Raw genomic sequence first — 22,392 nt, 5'->3', positions numbered from 1 at the left:
ACAACTATGAAAAAAATAAAATATATAACAGCGCTGGTACTGCTTTTGGCCTTTACCGCCTGTAAAAAAAGTCTGGATAAATTACCGCAGGGCGTAGTGTTTAACGAAACCCTGGAAACCCCGGCCAATGTTGATGCTATGGTAATAGCAGCATATTCGGCTTTGGGAAACGACCACTGGAGCGTGCCTTATACCACCATGTGGGCTTACGGAAGCGTAAGAGGTGGAGATGCCTACAAAGGCGGCGGCGGTACCGGAGACCAAAGTGATGTTAACGCTTATGAGTTGTTTTCGCTTAACAGGGTAGATATTGGTGAATCTGACGGCACCTGGTACAGGCTTTACATTGGTGTAGCCCGTTGTAATACCGCGCTTACCCTTATTAACGGCATGAGTACGGCAGAGTATCCTCAAAAGCAGCAGCGCCTGGCCGAGGTGAGATTTTTACGTGCGCACTTTTATTTTCTGCTGAAGATCTTGTTTAACCGGATCCCTTATATTGACGAAAGTATCCCGAAAACCAAATACGATACCATTTCAAACCGCAGTTATTCAAGTGATGGCCTATGGACTAAAATTGCAAACGATTTTAAATTTGCAGCTGATAACCTGCCTGTAACGCAAACGCAGGTTGGCAGGATAACCAAAGGTGCCGCGCAATCATACCTGGCTAAAACGCTGCTTTATCAGGCCTATAAACAGGACGACCAAAACAACGTAACCACTATCGATCAGGCTAAATTGCAGCAGGTAAACACCTATTGCGATAGTGTGATCAACTCGGGCAAATACGGTTTATCTGCCGATTTTGCCAACAATTTCCTTTCACAATATGAAAACGGTCCCGAATCTGTTTTTGCTATCCAGTTTTCAAAAAGTGATGGCAGCCCCGAAGGGCGTATTGATGCAGGTGTGGGGGTAAACTATCCGATGAATGTGGAATACGGCTGCTGTGGTTTTCACCAGCCAAGCAGCAACCTGATTAATGCCTTTAAAACCGATACCAAAGGTTTGCCGATGATCACCACTTTCAATGATCATGACATTGTGCCTTCGGCCGATTATAAAAACAACTCGTTTGATGTGAGGTTAGATCACACGGCGGCAATTCCTGGGCACCCGTACAAATACCAAACTAACCTGGTGTTTGCCGCGGCCTGGTGCCGCGACCCGGCCACTTATAATCAGTTTATGAGTTTGAAGGAAGTGGTGGCTTATACCGACCCTACATTTATGAAGTACCCGCCGTTTATGTCGAGTTCAAAAGACTGGCCGGTAATTCGTTATGCCGAAGTATTGCTGATGAAGGCCGAAGCGCTGATTGAGCTTGGCCGCGAGTCGGAAGCTTTGCCGCTGATCAATATGGTCAGGACCCGGGCCAAAAACAGCACTGGCCTACTGAAGCAAGCCGATGGCTCCGCGACATCAAATTACCTGATGGATACCTATAAACCTGGCGTAAACTGCACCTGGAATAATGATTTTGCCCGCCAGGCATTACGGTTTGAACGCAGGCTGGAGTTTGCCATGGAAGGATACCATTTCTTTGACCTGGTACGCTGGGGTATTGCCGATAGCTTTATCAATGGTTATTTTGCTGTCGAGAAAACTCGCACGCCGCATCTTTCGGGAGCGGCTTTCAAGAAAAATCGTGATGAATATCTCCCTATTCCCCAAAACCAAATAAATTATAGCAAAGGCCTGTATAAACAAAATACCGGATGGTAAATTGCAGGTAGTTTTAATTTACCGGGAACTGCTCCGAAACACCGGAGCGGTTCTCATTATTGATATCATATGATTAAATTAAAATATCTGGCGGTTTGCCTGTTGGCCTTTGTGGCCAGCACAACCGGCTTTGCGCAGGAAGTTACGCTTACTTCGCTATTGCGTGAACAGGCCGACTTTAGTGCTGTTGCCCGCTGGCCCCGTCCTTATTATAAGGAGATGCAGGTCAGCAGTTACGACCGTAAATCGGTATTGCCCGGGCAGCCTGGTTGGTTCGCCAATGACGACAGATCACAATACATCCGAACTGAAACAGTGAACGGACGCCGGGAACTGGTAATGATGGATGCTGATGGCCCGGGTGCTATTGTACGTTTTTGGCTTACTACTTTTAAACGTAATGGCAATATCAGGATCTATTTTGACGGGAGCAAAGAACCTGCTATTACTGTTCCGGCTTATGATCTGATGAAAAGTGGCTTAAATCTGGGTGCGGCATTGTTGCAGGCGCATTCGAGTTATGAGCCTAAGGAAAAGGGCGGAAGTACGCTTTATTTGCCAATGCCCTACGCCAAACACTGCAAAATTACATTTGAAGATAACGACCCCGATAACCAGCCCCGCTATTATCAAGTAAATTACCGTAGTTACGTGGCAGGTACCAGCGTTAAAACTTTCAGCCTGCAACAGCTTGATCAGGCCCGAAAATTGGTAGATGATGTTAACGGGAAACTATTGCATCCGGATAATGCAGTTGCAGGTAAGCGAATCAATGCCAACCATGAGATTGCCCCAGGTAAACAGGTTGCTATTGACTTGCCCAAAGGATCGGCAGCTGTGCGCTACCTTGCAATAAAACTAAAAACATCTAACAATGAAGATTACGAACAGGCGCTTCGCTCAACCATATTGCAGATAAAATTTGATGGCGAACAAACCGTATGGTGCCCCGTAGGTGATTTCGCCGGGAGCGGAGTAGGAGCAAAGCCATTGCAAAGCTGGTACCGTACCATCGGTAAAGATAGCTCGCTGATTAGCCGCTGGGTGATGCCTTATCGTTCATCAGCGCGAATTTCCTTGCTTAATACTGGGGATAAACCGGTGAGTGTTTCTGTACAGACCGTTACTTCTAAATGGGCATGGGACGCGCAATCCATGTATTTTCATGCTAACTGGAAAAGCGAAGAAAACGTTGTTATTAAACAAAACGAAGAAAATAAACCAATTGAATGGGATTTGAACGCTATCAATGGCAAAGGAGTTTTTATTGGTGATGCTTTGGCGGTTTATAACCACATGCACAAATGGTATGGCGAGGGTGATCAGAAACTATGGGTTGATGGTGAGCGTTTTCCTGCCGAGTTTGGCACCGGTACAGAAGATTATTACAATACTTCCTGGGCTCCTGTAGTGTTATACCAAACCCCGTTTGCTAACGCCCCGCGCGCAGATAACCCCGATTCATTTGGGCACAATACCTTTACACGCACCCGCAACCTGGATGCTGTTCCTTTTGAAAAGAATTTTAGGTACAGCCTGGAAATGATTGGCTGGGAAAACGGAACCGCCGATTTTGCGGCAACTACCTACTGGTACGGGTTCAAAAATGCAAAAAGCAAGGTAGCCGAAAAACAAAGCCAGCCAACACTATTACCAACAACTAAACAATAACCAAGATAAATTATAGTATATGAATAAAGCTAAATTATTATGCCTGGGATTAATCACGATGACAGGCAGCGCCTTTGCCCAGGAGGAGGGAGTGCCAACTCCGCAATGGCGACCGACATATCACTTTACGCCACAAAACAACTGGACAAATGACCCTAACGGCCTGATATTTTTAAACGGAGAATTCAATTTATACTACCAGCATAACCCATTCGAAAACAAATGGGGCCACATGAGCTGGGGGCATGCCACCAGTAAGGACCTGATCAGCTGGAAACATTTGCCCGTTGCCATTCCCGAAGTGGTTACAAAAGACACAACTACCTGGATCTATTCAGGTTCGGCAGTATTGGATAAAAATAATACCAGTGGTTTTGGCGTAAACGGAAAACCGCCATTGGTAGCCATTTTCACTGCCGATCAACCTAAGCAGAAAAAGGAATCGCAATTTATCGCCTATAGTAACGATGGCGGTTTAAGCTACAAGCAGTATGCTAAAAACCCGGTCATCGATTTGAATATGCATGATTTTCGTGACCCGAATGTGTTCTGGCACGAGGAGTCAAAACAATGGGTAATGACCGTTTCGATGGTTGATGAACATATGGTTAGGTTTTACGGCTCAAAAAACCTGAAGGATTGGACTAAGCTAAGTGATTTTGGTCCGGCAGGCTTTACCAAAAACGGATGGGAATGTCCGTCTATACTTCCGTTGGTAGTTGATGGTAATCCGGCTAATATCAAGTGGGTGCTCTTTGTATCGCTGGGAGGCGAGCATGGTCCGCTGATCCAGTATTTTGTAGGCGATTTTGACGGTACAACTTTCAAAAACATCAACGATAACAGCAAAATTTTAAAAACGGATTATGGCGATGCATTTTACGCGGCCATAGCCTGGCGTGATGCCCCTCAAAACAAAAAGATCCTGTTAGGCTGGCTGCAAAACGGAAGACAGGAAACTTACCCATGGAAAGGCCAGATGTCTATCCCGCATGACCTTTCTTTAAAAACTACAAGTGAAGGATTGGTGCTTAACCAGCTGCCATCGGTGTTTGTAACCAAAGCTTTGCCTAAATATGCAAAAGGAAAGCCTGTTGAAAAAAGGAATGCTTCTATTGGCAATTCTGGTTTGAAACTTCCAGGCGATGGTAATGCATACTGGATAGATGCGGAGTTTGATATTAAAAACGCCAAAAAGGTTGGATTTAATGTGGTTGAAAAAGCTGGTACCGATAAAAAGGTGGTAGTAGGCTATGATGCCGAAAAGCGACAACTCTTTGTTGACTGCACCGGCTCCGAAAAGAATAATAAATCGCCCGAAAACCTGGTGCAAACAGCTCCGATGAGTATAACCGGCGGAATTGTTAAGATCAAGGTCTTGGTTGACAGGTCTTCGCTGGAAGTATTTGGCAACGATGGTGAGAAAGTAATTTCAACAATGATCTACCCGGATAAAGAAGCGACAGGTTTATCGGCCTTTGCCGATGGCGAGGCGGCTATTAAAAACTTAAAATTGTGGAATTTGAATAACGATGTAAAGTAATACAGATCGTTTCCTGTAAAAAGCCGGTGTTTCTTGAAAAGATACACCGGCTTTTCTTTTTGTCAGCCTATACCGGTAGGTATTTATTAAGCACCTTCCCGTTGTTGTAAGCTACTGAGCTTTCCAATTTTAGAATCTTTCTCTCCTTAAATATGGATAGTCCGCTTCCGATGGCAACCGGACATGTGAAAATAAAATATTCGTCGATAAGGTTTAGGCTGATTAATGAGCTCACAAAATCGATGCCCCCGTAAACAAGGATGTCTTTGCCGGGCTGGTTTTTGAGTGCCTTTACAACGGTAGCAAGGTCTCCGTTTTCAACTTCTACATTATCACCCTTTACAGCAGTTTCCGTACTGCTAAAAACAACTTTACGCATATTTACAATCAATTGCCCTAAAGTTCGCTGAGGGCCATCGGGTTGATTATCGGCTACATTTTTCCAGTGATCCATGAATCCCGATTTGGCCAGCTTGCTGCCCAGCAAAAGGGTATCGCTGCTGTCGGCCAGATCTACTATTTTTTGAAGACCGGCTTCATCTCCGCCGGAAAGAAATACCCAGTCGTTTTCGCCGTTTGGACCGGCTGCAAAACCATCAATGCTTATCTGTATCTGTAATTTTAACTTTCTCATATAAATAGTTTTTAATAAATGATCGTTGTTTTGTTCATAACAAAGATCATTAAAGGCCTTGTAACAGGGCGGGTGTAATCACGACTAACAAGAGGTGATTTGCGGCAAAAAATGATAGGTATTAACAGACTTGCTAAACCTCAAGCAGTTTTCTGAGTATTACTATTGCTACCAAGCATAGAAAGCACTTTTAACACAGCAGGTATGCCGGCGCCAAGTGCAGTAATGTAAGTTAATATTTGACTATAAGCTTCCTGTTGCGATACGATCAGGAAGATCAATATGCCTATTATCGATAGGTTCAATGGCACCTTCAGGCTGCTCCAGTTACCGGTATCTTTTACCTGGGCCTTGATGCGTTCAACCTCGCTGTTGCCAATAGCGGTCAGGATATAATTACGGAACCCTTTGTTAAACAGCATCAGGGTGCCCTGGCTCCTGGTGATCAGTCCTTTGTATATCAGCATGCTCAGGTTATAATCATCGTAAGGATTAACCAAGCCATCTTCGGCCAGGTCATAAAGCAAAAATTTCTCTTCCTTGGTGAGCGACTGCCAGATATAAGTATAAAAATAATGCGAACTGATCTGCATTTTAAAAATCAGGGTATCGGTTGCAATGCCTATGCCTTCATCATTGAGCAATGGTAGGGTGTCCATCGCTTTTTCTTTCATATCGTGCAAGTAGTGGGTATATCGTGTTTCCTCTGTAATGCTGTGCCTTAAGTTCTTGATATTCTTTGGTAAATGTGGCGCAGTGGGCGTTGCTTTTAGTTTTACCCGGCGCGCAAAATGCAGACGCCATTCTCTCTCAGATGCTTTGCTGCGTACCCTTGTAACGGCGTTTTTCTTTTTCTTCCGCAACCGTACACCTGTGCCCTGCAATGGCTGTATAATGATCCGGAAATGCCCTAACAATACATGCCAGCGTTCCAGTTCACTTTCTGATACATTGCCGTCGCGTTTAGATGAATCGGCACTTGCAGTGCCCGCGGTTTGCGCTTTATCAGCATTGTTTTTTCTTTGCTCCTCTGTAAATGAATCAAGGAAAGTAAGCGGGTGCACCGTTGATATGATCATGATCTTACTTTTACCCTGTAACATCAACGATTCCAGAAAATTGAGCTTTATGCTGTTGGTCTGTGAGTCTTTAATGTTGTACTCGAAGTGGTTTATGATAACAAGTTTGTTGCTTTTTTTTAAAGCATCTGCTTTGCATTTTTTCCAATCCTCATCATCATTTTCTGTCGGAATCCTGATCATATCAGCTACGAATACATTATCGTCGGGCCTGGTGCCCTCACTGTACAATAAGGGTTTACCGTGTTTGTCTTTAAATAACCTGCTTTTTATTTTATTCTGGATGTTCTTTAGTTTGCCTGAACCCGGAGGCCCAACTATTAACAACAGGGAGTTAAGTTTATCATCAAGCAGCAATTGTTCATCCATTTCCCGCCAGCCATCCTGCGAGGGGAGCCCTAAAGCGAATAATTTTCTTATCACATTATGGATCATGTAAAAGAAACCAACAACCAAAAGGCTGAGTAGAATCACCGGTATCAAATAATGTAAATCAAATATAGCCTCAAATGAGGGATGATAGCCAAGGGCAGCCGAACCGAGGCCGAGGAACGAGCGTTCGGTCAGTTTGTAAATCGTATTTGTTGATATGTCATTTGTGTTGGTAAGCTTGTTGAAAAAAGTATCGGAACCTACATTGGCATAAACCATGTTACTGCTTCTTATTTCGATATCTTTTACCTGCAGTTTAAAAGCATTCAATAATTGCACAGTCAGGAAGTCTTCTTTAAAATACCGCCCGTATTGTTTAACGCTGTCAATTAGCTTTTGATCCGAAACTATGCCATAATTATTGATGAACGAACTATCAATGTATGCACCAACGGGGAGCTTGCCTTGCTCAATGGTATTCTTCGGCATTTTTTGAACCAGATCTTTAGCAAAGTGGAAGTGTTTATACCGGGTCTCTAAATTCTGTTCGTAATTAGAGGCATATATAAAAAAGAAGGCCACAGGGATGCCGCTGGTTATAACCAGGCGCGTAGTAGCCATAAATGCAAAGCTGTGGGTATAGGTCCAGAAAGAGGTTTCTGTTTTTTTTAGCGATTTGATGGTTATAAACAATTGGAAAAAATGTTGCTGGGTTTTGCTCATTAACCAGTTACTAAGCGGCCTGATATAAATGGCTGAGGTAACTATAAGCGCGAAGAAGATTAATCCTGCTTCATATAAAAAAAGCATATATAAGTGGTATGCCGTAAGTGTAGTAAGCGCGGCCCCGTCAACCAGCAGAATAAATGCAAGCAGCCATGCAATAGCATATAGCTTAAAATTCAGATTATAGCTTTGGTTTCTGCCGTAATCAATAGCAAATAAAACGTTGGGGTAAATGCCTATGAAAGTGATGGAAAAAAGGATGAGGTACAGTGATTTAAGGAATGAATTCTGATCGATACTTGCGAGCATACATATAATAACTACTATATTGATAACTATAATAAGATTGTATTGCCTGTGAAAACATCTCTTTGGCCCTATCCATGAGGTTTCAAAGAGTTGCTTCTTAAAAAACGACCGTTTGGCGGATACAAAAAATACTATGGCGAACTGTGTGATGAGAAATAGCAGCAGAAATATCAACATGGCTATGGTGAAGGCATAGGCCTGCATATCCCGATTATCATTATACTCCTGGCTTTCAAAAATTATTACAAAATAAGGCAGACCTTTTACCGGCTTAATTTTAATATTGAGTTCGCGCCCATAATAGGTTGCGGTAAAACCGGTGTCTGATTTTGCTTCCAGGCAGCTTACCAGGCTGGTACTATCAGCAAATTCATTTTTCAGGTTCTCGTTTAAATTTCTGTTGGTGATGCTATGGTACAATACCTTTCCATTGTTGTTAATAATGGCAAACTGGTAGCCATCGGGCGTTGTAACATGGTCTAAGCTTTTCATCGTAAACGTCATAGCTGCCACAGCCGCCGGCTGACTTAGTTTTGACGTTGATTTTATAGCCAGTACAGATCTGAAGGTTTCGTTGGTGACAGAAAAAATTTGATCCAGATATAGTTCATGGCCATTAAAACTGTAGGTATTGTTACTCCTGATTTTTTTAAAATAATCGCGCCAGCCCAGGTTGCTTCGAGGGGTAAACGCGCTATCGGTGCTCCAGTTAAGAAGTTCTTTTCCGGTCGAATCGATCCAAAAGGCCTCCTCTAAAGCGGTTGGTTTAGCAAAGGCATTTAGTTGATCTCTGTACGGTTTATAATTTGTATCCAGCGATGATAGGGTTCTGAACTTTAAATTTGATTTACCCAAATTGGCGATATCATCATTGGCAAACAGATGAGATTGCGAATCGAAATTTTTGAGTGTCTGATACGCGTTTTCCAACTCGGTTGATAAGGCGTTTGAAATACCATTGGCCAATGATGTTGATGACGCTGATATTTTACCATGCGTATTGGCGAAAAGTATAAAATACATAAACACAAAAAACATGAGCGCCATCATCAGTATCGATACCAGTACAGAGGCGATACCATCAGCAGCATTGAGTTTATCCTTATTGCCCGTGTGATACAGTTTTATCCAGGGCAATGATACGATAGCGCCTGTGGCGAATGTTAACAGCAACAGCACAACAACAAGCGGTAGCCGCTTCCGCTCCTGGTCATAGCTTTTTCCCGGCACCAGGCCTACAACAATCAATTGGTTTTTACCATCAAGATTAACCGGTTGTGAAAATGCTCTGTAATCTTTACCTCCGATACTCAGCTTACGAAGCCCCGGGCTGCTTACCTTATTTTTAAAGGTTAATAGTGAATCTTTTGATTGATAGCTTAAGCCCGAAGGGAAGGTTTCATAAATGATATTATCGTCGGTTTTGCCTTTGTCTGAGGCGTCGCTTTCAAAAACAATATAGTTGTCAAAAACGTCGGGCACCAGCAGGGGTTTAATAAAATGATCAAAGTTATACCGGATACCCATGCGCATTTTTAAGGTATCGGTCGGCCCGCTTATAGTTATTGTTTTGTTAAGGAAGATGGTTAACTGCTGTACCGCTACATTTGTGCGGATACTAACAGAACTGTCAACCCATTTAACTTTACCTCCTTGCAGTTGTTGCCTTATCTGCGGCCCGCTAAGGCGGCTTGACACCGGGAGCAGGGTAAAGTTGGTTTTAGGATAGTTACTAAGGTAATCCTGCAGCTGATCATCATTAGGAAAGGTTTTCAGGAAGTTATTCAGCATCCAGGTGCTATTTATAATTTTTGAATGAATATTAATGTTGATATTTTGCAAACATCGAAATCGTCGCTCCTGCACAACTTTTTCGTTAGCCGGTATGTATATGTAAAAGTAACTTAGCCCTAACATGATCAATGTAAGGAAAGTGACAATAGCAACCACCTGGTTTTTACCTATAGCAGGAAATTTGAACATAATTTAGGCTTTTAAGAAAAATTGTAAAACCAGAGCTAAACCAGCGTGTGTCAGTGAAAATAGGAGGTGTAAACAGTCAACAGGATATCGGCTTTGTAATACTATTTTGATAATGAGTATTTTATAAAAGTAATTGGCGTTGATGGCTAATACAAGCGTGTTTTTACGTTTTTTTATAACGGTTTTTACGTTTCGGCTTGTTAATTAGTGAGTTATAGATGAGGTTGTATAATGTTAAGATATTACCCGATAACAAATTGAATAAAATTGTGAAATATCAATGAAAATTATACTTTTGCAAACTCCAAACCGGACAACACTCCTGAGTAGCTCAGCCGGTTAGAGCATCTGACTGTTAATCAGAGGGTCGCTGGTTCGAGCCCAGCCTCAGGAGCTAAAAAATATAAAGCCTTGCATAAATTGCAGGGCTTTTTTTGTTGTTATTGATTCAATTATACAGTACCTGATGTAATATATTTATGATTTAAAGAGACAGAGAATATGGGATATCAATCAATTGTATTTGGAAGAATTGTTATTGAAAATAACCTTGATAGGGCGAGAGCAGTAATAAATTCCTTAGGTGATGGCCCCGGGATACTCAGAACAGAAATGTTCGGTTTGGGAGTTTCTCGACACACTTATTATGAAGACCCTGTAATATCTTTCGGGGCCACATATAAGTCAATCGAAGATAATTGGGATCTTTTTATTTTGGATTTTGAGGAATTATTAAGGCAATTTGACTTCGACACCGCTAAGATTCAATTAGAAACAGAAATATTAGGCACCTATAACTTTTTCTGGAAATCAAAGAAATCAGGTAAAGATAACTTTGATGAGAAAGATAAAATGATAGAAACAGATGAGTGGTTTTTCGGATTTGGAAATAGAAGTAGGTGGGGAACTTTAGCGTCTGACTTAACGGATCTTGATATTTTTAGCTATTATGATTTCGAGTATCCTGTCAAAGCACGATAGCTATTTCTCGATTTCATTCTATACATTTAGCAATGACGGTTGCTTGGTTAATTGGCTCGAATTTAGCACAGTTACGAAAATGTATAAACATAGCCTTCCAGATATGGTGATGATGCTCAAACGTCTTTCAACGTCAAATTCTAATATATATCCCCGATTTGTACATCCAGTACAATATCAGCCATAGTGCAAACAGTGCTAAAGCGCCACTAACGAGTGTAGCATAGGCTATTCCGAAAACCTGGTCGTAATCCGCCCCGAGATGTATGTAAAGATTATCTGTTATGTATTGACGCACGCCTCCGTCTGACATGACGTATGCCGCAATGGAATTCATGCCGATTACCTTAAGGAAGAATAACGGCTTTTTGTATTCTTTTAAATCAACGATGAAATAAAGCAATGACAGGAAGCAAAAACAGATCCCTCCGCTGAAAATTGCCCAGGCGGGAGTCCAGATTCTTTTTACTATTGGGTTGAGGTTTGTCAGGTGTAGCAAAATCCCGAAGGCAATGAGACTGACGCCGGTAATGATGAGCGATTTCAGTTTTGTGCCACTTTGAGCATTATTCATTAAAACCCCACCGGCTAAAAGCCCGAGGATCATAGTGCCTAAAGTTGGAATGAAGCTTAGTGTGGAATATCCGCCATCATTATACAGGAAGGGTGAGCTGCGCGGAAATAAATTGAGAAACCAACGGTCGAAAGCCCATGCCAGGTTGGTGTTTTTGTTCCAGTGCGCCGCAAACCCATGCAGGTTATGTTCCCAGGTTGGACTTACGCCTGCAGACGGATAGTTAAAACCCGGGCCCGGTAATGGGTAAAACGCAAAAGCAAGCCAGTAGCCCAATAATATAACAATGAGTGCCCCGATTTGTATCCTGCGGGAACAAAAACCGAGTATGACGAGGAAGGTATAGCCAAGACCTATCTGGGTTAAGGTATCTTCAAAAGTGAAATAGGTTTGATGTTTGCCTAACGATCTTAAAAAGATCCCGAGAAATATCAGGATCAGCGACCGTTTAATGGCGTGCGTAAGGAGCGCTGTTTTGGTAGCGCCTTTATTTTTCCTGGAGGCCAGGGAGAAAGGAAGCACCACACCCACCAAAAAAGTAAAGGAGGGCTGGATCATATCGTGAAGGCTCAGCCAGGTCCAGGCTACGTGCGACTGGTTGAAAGCGAGAATTGCCCAAAAGCGGTTGTCAGGCTGCAAACTCGCTACATCCTGAAAGGCAAGAACTTCCCCCATCATCAGCAACATTACTAAACCTCGGTAAACATCAACTGAAGCAATTCTGCCGGCAGGAAGGGCAGGATTAGCCCCTGTACTTTTTTTCATAATCGGCGTTTGAAATATTCCTTTCAAGGTATCATTCTTTTAACAGTTCTGCAAATCTCCTTCGAACAGGGAATGGCTGTCTGGAGATGATATACGATATATTTTCATCGACATGTTTTTATGGTTGGTTTCGGGGGAGAAGAAAAAAATTAATAAAAAATTGCGTAACTCATAAGTTACCTATATCTTTATGTAACTTATGAGTTACCTATTATTGAAAGGTTATTTGATGCGCAACCTGTTTTATATCCGGAATAACAACAGGGGAGTCGACGGGCTCTGAATATGAGATCGAAAGCCAATAAATAATCAATTATTCAACTAAAAGATCAAAAAAATGACAACAACAGATTTTAGCACAACCTTATTGGTAAATCAAACACCCGAAGAAGTTTTTGATGCCATAAAAAACGTTCGCGGCTGGTGGTCAGGACTGTATGCCGAAAGCTTTGAAGGCGAATCAGACAAACTTGGCGATGAGTTTTCTTTTTTTGCCGGAGATGGCGCGCACTATACTAAACATAAACTTGTTGAACTGGTTCCCTCCAAAAAAATAACCTGGTTGGTAACAGATAGTAAATTAACCTTTGTACCCAACCAAACGGAATGGACCGGCACAAAACTATCTTTTGACATTTCGGCCGAGGGCGATGCCACAAAAATTGTATTTACGCATATGGGCCTGGTTCCGGAATTTGAATGTTATAACGATTGTGCACCAGCCTGGACACAATATGTTCAGCAGCAATTACCAAATTGGATAGCTACAGCCACTGCGACTAAAGCGGTATAGGCAGGCAACAATGTCTGATGCTTTTGGTAGCCGGGGCTGCAAAAACGCAATGCTATTTGCGTAATTGCTCCGGCTCCAAATTGCCTACCTGTTTCGATAAACCTAAAAAATCAAAATAGTTCCAACCTGAAGTGAGAACGCCGTCCTCAATTTTCGCGATTGTAACGCCGCTGAAATGTACCTGTTTACCCGTTGCTGTATGTATCCCGGATACATTAACCAAGGCGGCAATTTCATCGCCCTCGGATATCATTTTTTCAATATCAAACTTAAGGTTTGAATATACTTTCCTGAAATCGTCATAAAAATCTTTGAAGATATTTGCCCCTGTAAATGTCTCGCCTACTCCGTGTACTTTAACATCGGGGTGCAGCATTTCGTCCATAACTGCCGGGTTGCTGTTATTCCATACTTCGGTAAACCAGCGGGTGATAAAGTCTTTGTTTGTGTTGTTCATGGCTGTTGGTTTAAGTATTAATGAGATTGGATTTTTATAAGTATACTAATGTAAGTATTTAATTATCAAACTTTAACAATAAAAATTGAGCTTTAAATGCTAAGCTTAAACGAGTAAATATTTGTTTGTTTCGGCTATTCTCAGCAGGTAATTCGCGTCTTTTAACACGGTATTGTCAATAATGAAGCATAAGGCGGGTAATGTGCTATTCTTGTTATATTTATATCGTTATCATATTGATTTTTCATGATGCCTGAGTTTTTCCATTCCTTTATACACCTGCTTTTTATAGGTATTATCGCGTTGTTTCCCGTTGTAAACCCTATAGGTTCGGCGTTGATAATCCTACCTTACTTTGCCCATCTTGATACTGCCGAAAAGCGAAAGGCCGTGAATAAAATTACAGTGTATGCTTTTTCAATCTGTACGGTTTCATTGTTTGCGGGGCATTGGATCCTGGAATTGTTTGGCATTTCTATCCCCGTAATTCAGCTGGCAGGCGGGATTATGATCTGCAAAATGGGCTGGGAGTTTTTATCGTCGGATAAACAGGATAGCGATCCACAGGAAAGTCCGGTTGATGGTGCAAAGCCGTCCGGGTATCATAATATAGAAGACAAGCTATTTTACCCCATCACATTCCCCATCACAACAGGGGCCGGTACAATTTCTGTATTGTTTACGCTTAGCGCGCACAGCGCCTCGCCCGACATGAAAGACTATTTTATTAATACCGGCGCTATCATGCTTTCTATCATTTTTATGTGTGTGCTCATCTACATATTTTACCTGAACACCAAAACGCTTGTCGCTTTTCTGGGTTCAAATGGCGAAAAAATATTTAACAGGATCACCTCATTTTTGATATTCTGCGTGGGGCTTCAGATTGCTTTTACCGGTATAAAAAGCTTATTCAAATTATAATTTGAATAGATTGTAAAAAAGCGCTTACCTGGCGTATATAACTCAGCAGAACTTTACCTTCGGAAATCTGTTTAAACTTGAAAACTATCACCAACCAATATGTCTATAACCAATAAATCGATTTTGCTGGCCGCCATGGGGCTTGGCACATTAATAGGCCGGGTAAACGCGCAGTCGTTGCCGCCTGTTGAAACACAAAAGGCCAACAGCGAATACAAACCTGCTTTTACCGGGCAAACCCGCATTGGCGGTATCCAAACCAAAACCAAGCTAAACGTTACTATAATCAATCATCAACTTAAATCACCATGGGCTTTACGTTGCTTGCCCGACGGCCGTTTCCTGATCACCGAAAAGGGTGGCACCATGCGGATACTGAAAGCCGATGGCAGTTTTGATAAAAATATTGAAGGGTTGCCGGCTATAGCCGTTGGTGGCCAGGGTGGTTTGCTGGATGTGAATTTCGATTCATCGTTTGCTAAAGACAGGACGCTATTCTGGACTTATTCTGAGCAGGTGGAAGGCGGCTTTCAGTTGGCCGTGGCCAAAGGAAAATTATCTGCCGATGATAGCAAACTGGAAAATGTACAGGTGATCTATCATGCCAAACCGGCCTACAACGGGCATTTGCAGTTTGGATCGCGCGTGGTATTTGATAAACAAGGAAACCTGTTTGTAAGCACCGGTGAGCACGGCGCAGAGGATATCCGCATGAAAGCGCAGGACCTGGGTGCCGCGGTAGGTAAGGTTGTTCACATCACCCGAGATGGTAAAGCCGTTCCAGGCGGACCGTTCGCCGGCAAAAGCGGTGTGCTGCCCGAGATTTATGCTTATGGTTTAAGAAATCCAGAAGGTATGACCACCAACCCGGTAACAGGCGAACTATGGGAAGCCGAATTTGGCCCGCGCGGAGGCGATGAGATTAATATCATCCGTGCCGGTAAAAACTATGGTTGGCCTGTGGTTACTTATGGCATTGAATATAGCGGTCAAAAAGTAGGAGATGGTGTACAACAAAAAGAAGGTGTAACGCAACCTATTTACTATTGGGACCCAAGTATATCACCATGTGGTATCACATTTTATACCGGCAACCTGATCCCCGAGTGGAAAAACAACCTGTTTGTAGGTGCACTTGGTGGTTCGCATATTGCCAGGCTGGTCATTAAAAATAACAAAGTAGTTGCCGAAGAGCGTTTGTTGAAAGATAAAAACGAACGCTGGCGTTCGCTGGTTACCGGTAAGGATGGTGCTTTATACGGCGTAACAGATAACGGCAATTTGTATAGGATAGGTAAGTAACTTGCTTCAGAATATCAATTGATAAAACGCCGGGCAGTAATGCCCTGCGTTTTTTATTGAAACAGCGACGGTTTATGGTACTTTTTATCGAATCTGTGGCATAAATCAGAGATGTTTTAATATTTATTTTTATTTTACCAAACGTTCGGTATATTTGAATCATAATTAGAAACAAGACACCGATACTGATAAATTTAAAAGCATGCGCACTCAAAAAGTTAACCCCGAAAATGTAGACCTGAAGTTGTTTGAAACCTTCAGCGAATTAGGGTACGACGGCGCATCGATGGAAGCCCTGGCAAAGGCTACCGGTTTAAAAAAGGCCAGCTTGTATCACCGGTTTCCTAATGGTAAAAAGGAAATGGCTAAACATGCCCTGGAAATTGTTGAGCATTGGATTCTGCAACATATTGTAGCAGAATCAGCGAATAAAAATGTACCGGCATCGGCAAGACTAAAAAAGATGATTGCCTCCGTTGATGAACTATATAACGGCGGCGCTAATAATTGCCTGCTTCGTACATTATCCATCGGTACAGATGCAAATGCCTTTAAAGAAAGCGTGACCAATTGCTTTAACTTACTTGCTGACGGTTTTACAGACGTGGCCATTGAGTTAGGCCTGTTGCCGGATAAGGCTAAGCAAAATGCCAGGCTCATTAACCAAACTATTCAGGGTTCGCTTGTGCTTACCGGGGCAACAGGCGATAAAAGCTATTTTAAAAACAGCCTTGAAAGAATCCCCGAACTATTAACAGCATAATTAAATAAACATAGCGCCGATAGGCGTAAGGAATAGAACATATTTTTTTATCTATAAAAATTACCGAACGTTCGGTAAAATAAATCAAAAATCAAACGAATACTAAAACTAAACATCATGAAAAATCAAACACAACATCACTTCATTAAGATCAATGGCGTGAACATTTTCTATCGCGAAGCCGGGCCAAAAGACGCACCTGTATTGGTATTGCTGCACGGCTATCCAAGCTCATCGCACATGTACCGGAACCTGATCAATGATCTGTCTGACAAATACCACCTGATCGCGCCCGATTATCCCGGTTATGGCAGAAGCGAGCAGCCCCCAATTGCAGAGTTTGCTTATACTTTTGAAAACTTTGCCGCAATTGTTACCGAACTGCTGAGCCAGCTCCAGATCAGTAAATACAGCTTATACCTTATGGATTACGGTGCACCGGTTGGCTGGCGTATCGCCTCGGCTAATCCCGAACGTGTGGAAACCCTCATTGTTCAAAATGGTTGTGCTTATGATGAAGGGCTGGAAACATTCTGGGACCCGATCAAAGCTTATTGGAAAGACCATAATGACAAAGTAGCGGAAGCCACACTTAGGGCTTTTCATGACGCTAACGGCCTGAAATGGCAATACACCCACGGCGTGCCTGATACCAGCCTGATTAGTCCTGATAACTGGGAGATAGACCTGCGCCATTTGGAAAGGCCCGAAAATGACCAAATCCAACTCGACTTGTTCTATGATTACCGCACTAATGTTGATTTATATCCTAAATGGCAGGAATACCTGCGCACACAAAACCCCGAAATGTTGATCGTATACGGCAAAAACGATTATATATTCCCGGTAGCAGGTGCGGAGGCTTTCAAAAAAGATGTTAAAAATCTGGAATACCATTTATATGATGCAGGCCACTTCGCCCTGGAAAGCCACGGTAACGAAATAGCCGCTACTATCAGGCAGTTCCTGGATAAAAAGACAGGCAAGTAAAAACTAATCCTGAAAAAAATAAAGCCTGCCATAAAAATTTGCTATAGCAGGCTTTATTTTTGACCACACATCTTATACTTATGAATGATCATGAACGATACATGCAACGCTGCCTTCAATTAGCAGAACAAGCCGCTGCCGAAGGCGAAAGCCCTGTAGGCTGCGTTATTGTTAAAGACGGCGTAATCATCGGCGAAGCTTTTGAGCAGAGCCGTAAGCTAAAAGATATTACCCGCCATTCCGAAACATTAGCTGTTTTAAACGCTGTTAAAGATCACGGCAGTTGCGAAGGGGCCGTTCTCTATTCAAACGTTGAGCCCTGCATCCTTTGTTCATACGTAATCAGGCATCACAAAATTAAGCAGGTAGTTTTCACCAAAGCCTGCGGCGAATTAGGGGGAACCGGTCCCCGCTTCCCGATTTTGACTGCCGATGTAAAATCATGGGCAATGGCCCCTGAGGTTATTCAATATCCTTGATAAGCCTTCATCAATTTTTTTGCACCGGCGTTATCCTGAACTCGGTTTTATAGCTGTTCCGAAGGATGCCGATGTATTGAAATTGTCCTATCTTATCTTCAGTAAGCATTTTAAACAGATTGTCCGACGTTTCGACGGGTTGGCTGTTGAATGAATAGATGATATCGCCGCTTAGGATGCCGGCTTTATCGGCAGGGCTTCCGGCAGCAACTTCCGAAACAAACAGCGCCTGTTTATTTGACACCTCATGAATTGCACGGAGTTTGGGTACAAGATCAATCTGCTGCATAACCACACCCAGGTAGGCCCTTTTAACTTTGCCAAACCTGATAAGCTGATTGGCGATATCCTTGGCCGTGTTAATGCTGATAGCAAAACAAATCCCCTGAGCGCCTCTGATCACCGCTGTATTTACACCTACTACCTCACCATCTCCGTTTACTAATGGTCCGCCGGAATTTCCGGGGTTTAACGCGGCATCCGTTTGGATCATGCCGTCCATCAACCTACCACCCTGACCTTCCAGCGTTCTCCCCAGAGCGCTAACCACACCCGCCGTTACGGTATGCTGAAACCCTAATGGATTGCCGATAGCAATCACCAGCTGGCCGATCTGCAATTGATCGGCATCGCCAAATTTTACCGGGGTAAACTCGGCTCCATTAATCTTGAGAATGGCTAAATCCGTGTCCTGGTCTTCGCCAATAAGTTCTGCCGGGTGAGTTGTACCGTCATGCATTTTTACGGTAATCTTTTTGGCGCTATGTATCACATGGCTGTTGGTAAAAAGATACCCGTCAGAAGAAAATAAAAAACCCGATCCCGTCCCGGCAGCCTGCTCCTTGCCGTTTACATTACTGAAAATTTCAATTTTTACAACCGCTGTCTTCACCTTGTCAACAGCGTTAATAATTGTAGCTGAATAGCTATCCATAATAATCCTTTCAAAAAGCCCGCCTCAAATTGCATTCCCTCTTTAAAAAGGTTATCAATCGTCGTTCGTTTTACGTCCTTTTGTCTGTTTACTGCTCAGCATCTGGTTATTATGGCAGTTTACCATTTAATAGAATGGAGCTATTGGCGAAAAACAAAACCGCCCGGTTATGGCTGATGCCATTAACCGGGGCGGCTTGTAAAATATAATTAATTAGGATAGTGCTTTGTTAAAAAGTAGTTGGCACGTTGTTATGGGTGTAGTTTGTCCAGCAAAGGAAACCGATATCGCCGTTAGGCAAACCATTGCTGTCGCATACGTAATTGCTGGCAATATAACTGGTTTCGGTAGTACCATAATGACGGTTAGCTACCTCTATACCCGGCCAGATTGGATTGTTAACATTACCATTAGGTGAGCATGGTGGCGATACGGTGCCGTGCATCAGCTTATACTGGTAGTTAAATCCGGTTAACAAACGACTGCTGCTGGCCGAATAAATAGAAAGATCGCCCTGGATCCCGGCAATATTGGCTGCATAGCTTAAACCGGTAAGTGAGTACTGGTAGTGCACATAATCGTTATGTGAACCGCAGATCTCGCCATTCATTGAACCGTCAGAAGCAATTACGTTTGGCAATACGGTTTTTACCGCAGTAACGCCGTTTTGGTATACAGTCTGGCTGTCTTCAAATATGCCGATAGCCATTTTAGCATAACCTGCAGATACATTCCAGTTGTTGTTGAAGTTAGGCACGTTGTTGATGTAATTATCTTTCATGTTGTTCAGAAAGTTTACAAACTGCGTGTTTTCGGCGGTGGTCCAGCCGCCGCCAACACCGCTGGCCGGGATGTAGTATTTGATGATTTCGGCAGCTGCAGCAAAGGTAGGAGCAGCCCATGAAGCCTCAAGCGAAGCCTGGTTAGGCTGCGAGCCGGTTACGCTGAAGTTTTGGAAGCTATTGGCCCAGCCATCAAGAATCTGTTTTACGGTTGTGGCATATGCTGCTGTGCCGGTTTTAGCCCAGCGCAGCGCCAGGGCATAGCTTAGCAAGGCATCGCCTTTAAAAGCAATTTCATCAGGAGTGGTAACGCCGCCTGCTACCTGTACGGTGGCTTTATAGGCACCACTTGGGCTGTGGTTATTGCAATAGTTAAGCACAAACTGGTAAGCCGCCAACCGGTTAGCATCATTTGAGTTAGCCTGTTGGCCTACGTAATCAAGGGTTTGCTGCGTGTTAAGGATCCCCGGATGGATAAAGCCGGTAGCCTGAGTTTTTAACGCAGGTTTAGCAGCTGCATCATCTTGCGCTGCCGGCGAAACCTGTTTTTTGGTGCAATAAGTAAAAAATAAGGCCACGAAAAGTGCCAGGCCCAATAGGGTTGCAAAGGTAGTTTTTGGTTTGTTGTTCATAAATTGGCTTTTTAGTTTACAATTGTTTACCCGGCATGAGGCCATAAAAACGAGCCGTTTACGGGCTGTCGGGCCCGGCTTTTTTCTGCTTAGCATACGGTCTTACTGTTGTATCAGGTGATACCGGATAATTGGTTTGATAAAAGCAAATCTATTGTAAACTATTGATTAAAAGCAAGATGTAGATCGTTCGATACGCTTTGTGCGCAAAGGCGCTTCTTGCTGGAGGGGCTGTTTTAACAGCAAAAAAAATTAAATTTTTTTTGCATGATACGGTTTGTGCACGTAATAAAGGTATAGTTAAGGTTGATATACAACAGTAATAGCCAACAAAAAGTTATTGTAATTGCCTGTTGTTGATTGAAGCGGTCAGTTTTCCTAATGTTTTTAACGCATCATCAATGCGGGTAGTCCACATGGGGCAGCAGTTTATCCGCACAAAATTTTGGAAATGATTGTTGGCCGAAAAGATCTGCCCGGGGCAAAAACCGATGCCAAATTTTAATGCTTCGCGCTGAAGGGTTAACGCGTTAACATTTTCGGGCAGTTGAACCCATAAGCTGTAACCACCTGCCGGTTCGGTTATTTTTACATCTCCGGGGAAATATTTTAATATGGCATTTCTGTATTGACAGATCTGTTTTTTGGCAAACTGGCGTAGTTTTTTAATATGTGGTTGGTAGGTGCCACTCTCCAGGAATCGGGCTATCGCATCCTGCAAAAGGCCGTTGGTGGAGATATTCTCTGCAAATTTCAGCTTCTCAATTTCTGCCATGTATTTCCCTGCCGCAACCCAGCCAATCCTGAAACCCGGCATTACGGATTTAGAAAAGGATGAGCAATAAAGTACATTGTCATAAGTATCGTAAGCTTTAGCCGGGAGCGGCCGTGATTTTTCAAAGTAAAGCTCGCCCAAGGCATCATCCTCAATTAACGGAATATTTCGTTCCCCCAATATTTTCACCAGCCTGATCTTGCTTTCTTCGGGCATAGAACATCCGTAGGGGTTTTGGCAAACCGGCATGAAAATGCAGGCTGTTACCTTGTTGTTGTTAAGCGCGTTTTCCAGGTCATCAAGGTCAAGTCCGGTAACCGGATCTGTATTAATGCCCAAAGCTTTGAGTCCTTTACTCTCAAGGCATTGCAGGATACCCGCATAAACTGGCGATTCGACGGCCACAATATCGCCGGGCTGAGTAACTGCATCAAGGCAAAGGTTTATAGCCTCCATGCAGCCATTGGTAATCAGGATCTCATCCTGTTTAATGCTTTTATCCCAGTCAAACGATTGCAGGGCAATTTGTCTTCTTAAACGGGGATGTCCTTCCAGAAAATTGTATTGGTATATGCCGGATTCTTCTTTCATAGAAGCCTGCATCGCCTTGTTGATCTTGGTTATAGGCAGATACTCGTTTATTGGTGCCAGTGATGAAAAGTTTATAACGCTATACTTATTCGTGTTCTTCATCATGGCGGCAGCCATGCTGCTTACCTCAACCTTTTCGGGTAGGGGAATAAAGCGTTTGGTGGTTAATACGTTCTTACTGACTGTATTGATATAAAATCCGGAGCCGGGACGCGATATAATGGATCCTTTTGCCTCCAGTATGGCATAGGCCTGGTTTACCGTAGTAAGGCTTACTTTCAATTCGTCGCTTACTTTACGAACAGAAGGTAGTTTATCGCCAGGTTGCAATTGAAGACCTGTGATTGTTTCTTCAATTTTACGAATCACCTGCTCGTACCGGAATGATTTATTGATCATGATAAAAACCTTGATATCAAAGATAAGTCTTATCCGGGCAAGCATGCTATGTTAGCTGATAGTATTGCAATTAGCAAACATAAGCAGGCCAAACTGTTATTGTTTTTTCGATACCGACTGTATCTTTTTCTGCATTGAATTGAGCCCGACCTTTGATTTATCAAATCAAACAAAAGGTTGTTTGAGACAGAATTTAAAAGTAACTC

General features: G+C 42.9%; 17 protein-coding genes and 1 tRNA gene. 11 read left to right on the top strand and 7 right to left on the bottom strand.

Annotation, left to right across the window (positions count from 1 at the left end; all coding sequences use genetic code 11):
• The first annotated feature begins 6 nt into the window (after nt 1-6).
• From EAH55_RS22755 to EAH55_RS22745, 3 genes are all read left to right on the top strand, one after another.
• Nucleotides 7-1,728, top strand: coding sequence for a RagB/SusD family nutrient uptake outer membrane protein (locus tag EAH55_RS22755; RefSeq protein ID WP_121811663.1), 1,722 nt, complete (start codon nt 7-9; stop codon nt 1,726-1,728).
• Between the two features lie 69 nt (nt 1,729-1,797).
• Complete coding sequence (locus EAH55_RS22750; protein WP_121811662.1) at nt 1,798-3,399, top strand: glycoside hydrolase family 172 protein; 1,602 nt, start codon at nt 1,798-1,800, stop codon at nt 3,397-3,399.
• Between the two features lie 19 nt (nt 3,400-3,418).
• Entirely contained in the window at nt 3,419-4,942 is a 1,524-nt protein-coding gene (locus EAH55_RS22745) for a glycoside hydrolase family 32 protein (RefSeq protein WP_121811661.1), read from the top strand.
• Between the two features lie 67 nt (nt 4,943-5,009).
• Here EAH55_RS22745 and EAH55_RS22740 read toward each other — a convergent pair whose 3' ends face one another.
• Together EAH55_RS22740 and EAH55_RS22735 are read right to left on the bottom strand one after the other, a co-directional pair.
• Nucleotides 5,010-5,576 (bottom strand): dihydrofolate reductase family protein, encoded by a 567-nt coding sequence (locus EAH55_RS22740; RefSeq protein WP_121811660.1) that lies wholly within the window; start codon nt 5,574-5,576, stop codon nt 5,010-5,012.
• 140 nt (nt 5,577-5,716) lie between these two features.
• Nucleotides 5,717-10,045, bottom strand: coding sequence for a cache domain-containing protein (locus tag EAH55_RS22735; RefSeq protein ID WP_121811659.1), 4,329 nt, complete (start codon nt 10,043-10,045; stop codon nt 5,717-5,719).
• A 320-nt stretch (nt 10,046-10,365) separates the two neighbouring features.
• On the opposite strand from EAH55_RS22735, the gene EAH55_RS22730 reads away from it, so the two are divergent.
• Both EAH55_RS22730 and EAH55_RS22725 read left to right on the top strand, forming a co-directional pair.
• Nucleotides 10,366-10,439 (top strand) — tRNA-Asn (locus EAH55_RS22730).
• A 107-nt stretch (nt 10,440-10,546) separates the two neighbouring features.
• On the top strand, nt 10,547-11,026 hold the full coding sequence (locus tag EAH55_RS22725; protein ID WP_121811658.1) for a hypothetical protein: 480 nt from the start codon (nt 10,547-10,549) through the stop codon (nt 11,024-11,026).
• A 133-nt stretch (nt 11,027-11,159) separates the two neighbouring features.
• Here EAH55_RS22725 and EAH55_RS22720 read toward each other — a convergent pair whose 3' ends face one another.
• Nucleotides 11,160-12,365, bottom strand: coding sequence for an acyltransferase family protein (locus EAH55_RS22720; RefSeq protein ID WP_208644910.1), 1,206 nt, complete (start codon nt 12,363-12,365; stop codon nt 11,160-11,162).
• A 337-nt stretch (nt 12,366-12,702) separates the two neighbouring features.
• Between EAH55_RS22720 and EAH55_RS22715 the strand changes: the two genes are divergently transcribed.
• On the top strand, nt 12,703-13,158 hold the full coding sequence (locus EAH55_RS22715; protein WP_121811657.1) for an SRPBCC domain-containing protein: 456 nt from the start codon (nt 12,703-12,705) through the stop codon (nt 13,156-13,158).
• A 52-nt stretch (nt 13,159-13,210) separates the two neighbouring features.
• Here the strand turns inward: EAH55_RS22715 and EAH55_RS22710 are convergent, their stop codons facing one another.
• A complete protein-coding gene (locus EAH55_RS22710) occupies nt 13,211-13,615 on the bottom strand; it encodes an ester cyclase (RefSeq protein WP_121811656.1) in 405 nt (134 codons plus the stop codon).
• A gap of 246 nt (nt 13,616-13,861) precedes the next feature.
• Here EAH55_RS22710 and EAH55_RS22705 point away from each other — a divergent pair, with 246 nt between their 5' ends.
• From EAH55_RS22705 to EAH55_RS22685, 5 genes are all read left to right on the top strand, one after another.
• Nucleotides 13,862-14,539: a MarC family protein gene (locus EAH55_RS22705; RefSeq protein ID WP_208644909.1), complete on the top strand. Its 678-nt coding sequence runs from the start codon at nt 13,862-13,864 to the stop codon at nt 14,537-14,539.
• A gap of 99 nt (nt 14,540-14,638) precedes the next feature.
• Nucleotides 14,639-15,841, top strand: a complete 1,203-nt coding sequence (locus tag EAH55_RS22700) for a PQQ-dependent sugar dehydrogenase (protein ID WP_121811655.1) — start codon at nt 14,639-14,641, stop codon at nt 15,839-15,841.
• A gap of 202 nt (nt 15,842-16,043) precedes the next feature.
• Complete coding sequence (locus EAH55_RS22695; protein ID WP_121811654.1) at nt 16,044-16,604, top strand: TetR/AcrR family transcriptional regulator; 561 nt, start codon at nt 16,044-16,046, stop codon at nt 16,602-16,604.
• Between the two features lie 117 nt (nt 16,605-16,721).
• A complete protein-coding gene (locus tag EAH55_RS22690; protein ID WP_121811653.1) occupies nt 16,722-17,594 on the top strand; it encodes an alpha/beta fold hydrolase in 873 nt (290 codons plus the stop codon).
• 80 nt (nt 17,595-17,674) lie between these two features.
• Nucleotides 17,675-18,073, top strand: a complete 399-nt coding sequence (locus tag EAH55_RS22685; protein ID WP_121811652.1) for a nucleoside deaminase — start codon at nt 17,675-17,677, stop codon at nt 18,071-18,073.
• A gap of 10 nt (nt 18,074-18,083) precedes the next feature.
• Here EAH55_RS22685 and EAH55_RS22680 read toward each other — a convergent pair whose 3' ends face one another.
• From EAH55_RS22680 to EAH55_RS22670, 3 genes are all read right to left on the bottom strand, one after another.
• Entirely contained in the window at nt 18,084-19,007 is a 924-nt protein-coding gene (locus EAH55_RS22680; protein ID WP_121811651.1) for a S1C family serine protease, read from the bottom strand.
• 229 nt (nt 19,008-19,236) lie between these two features.
• Nucleotides 19,237-20,421 carry an alginate lyase family protein gene (locus tag EAH55_RS22675; protein ID WP_162997003.1) on the bottom strand — a complete coding sequence of 395 codons (1,185 nt, stop codon included), beginning with the start codon at nt 20,419-20,421 and terminating at the stop codon, nt 19,237-19,239.
• Nucleotides 20,422-20,758: 337 nt separating this feature from the next.
• Nucleotides 20,759-22,231: an aminotransferase-like domain-containing protein gene (locus EAH55_RS22670; protein WP_121811649.1), complete on the bottom strand. Its 1,473-nt coding sequence runs from the start codon at nt 22,229-22,231 to the stop codon at nt 20,759-20,761.
• Nucleotides 22,232-22,392: the final 161 nt, after the last annotated feature.

The sequence above is a fragment of the Mucilaginibacter kameinonensis genome, assembly GCF_003675385.1.
GTDB classification, from domain to species: domain Bacteria; phylum Bacteroidota; class Bacteroidia; order Sphingobacteriales; family Sphingobacteriaceae; genus Mucilaginibacter; species Mucilaginibacter kameinonensis.
Note: the sequence above shows the minus strand (reverse complement) of the source record. Positions and strands in the feature narration are given on the sequence as shown.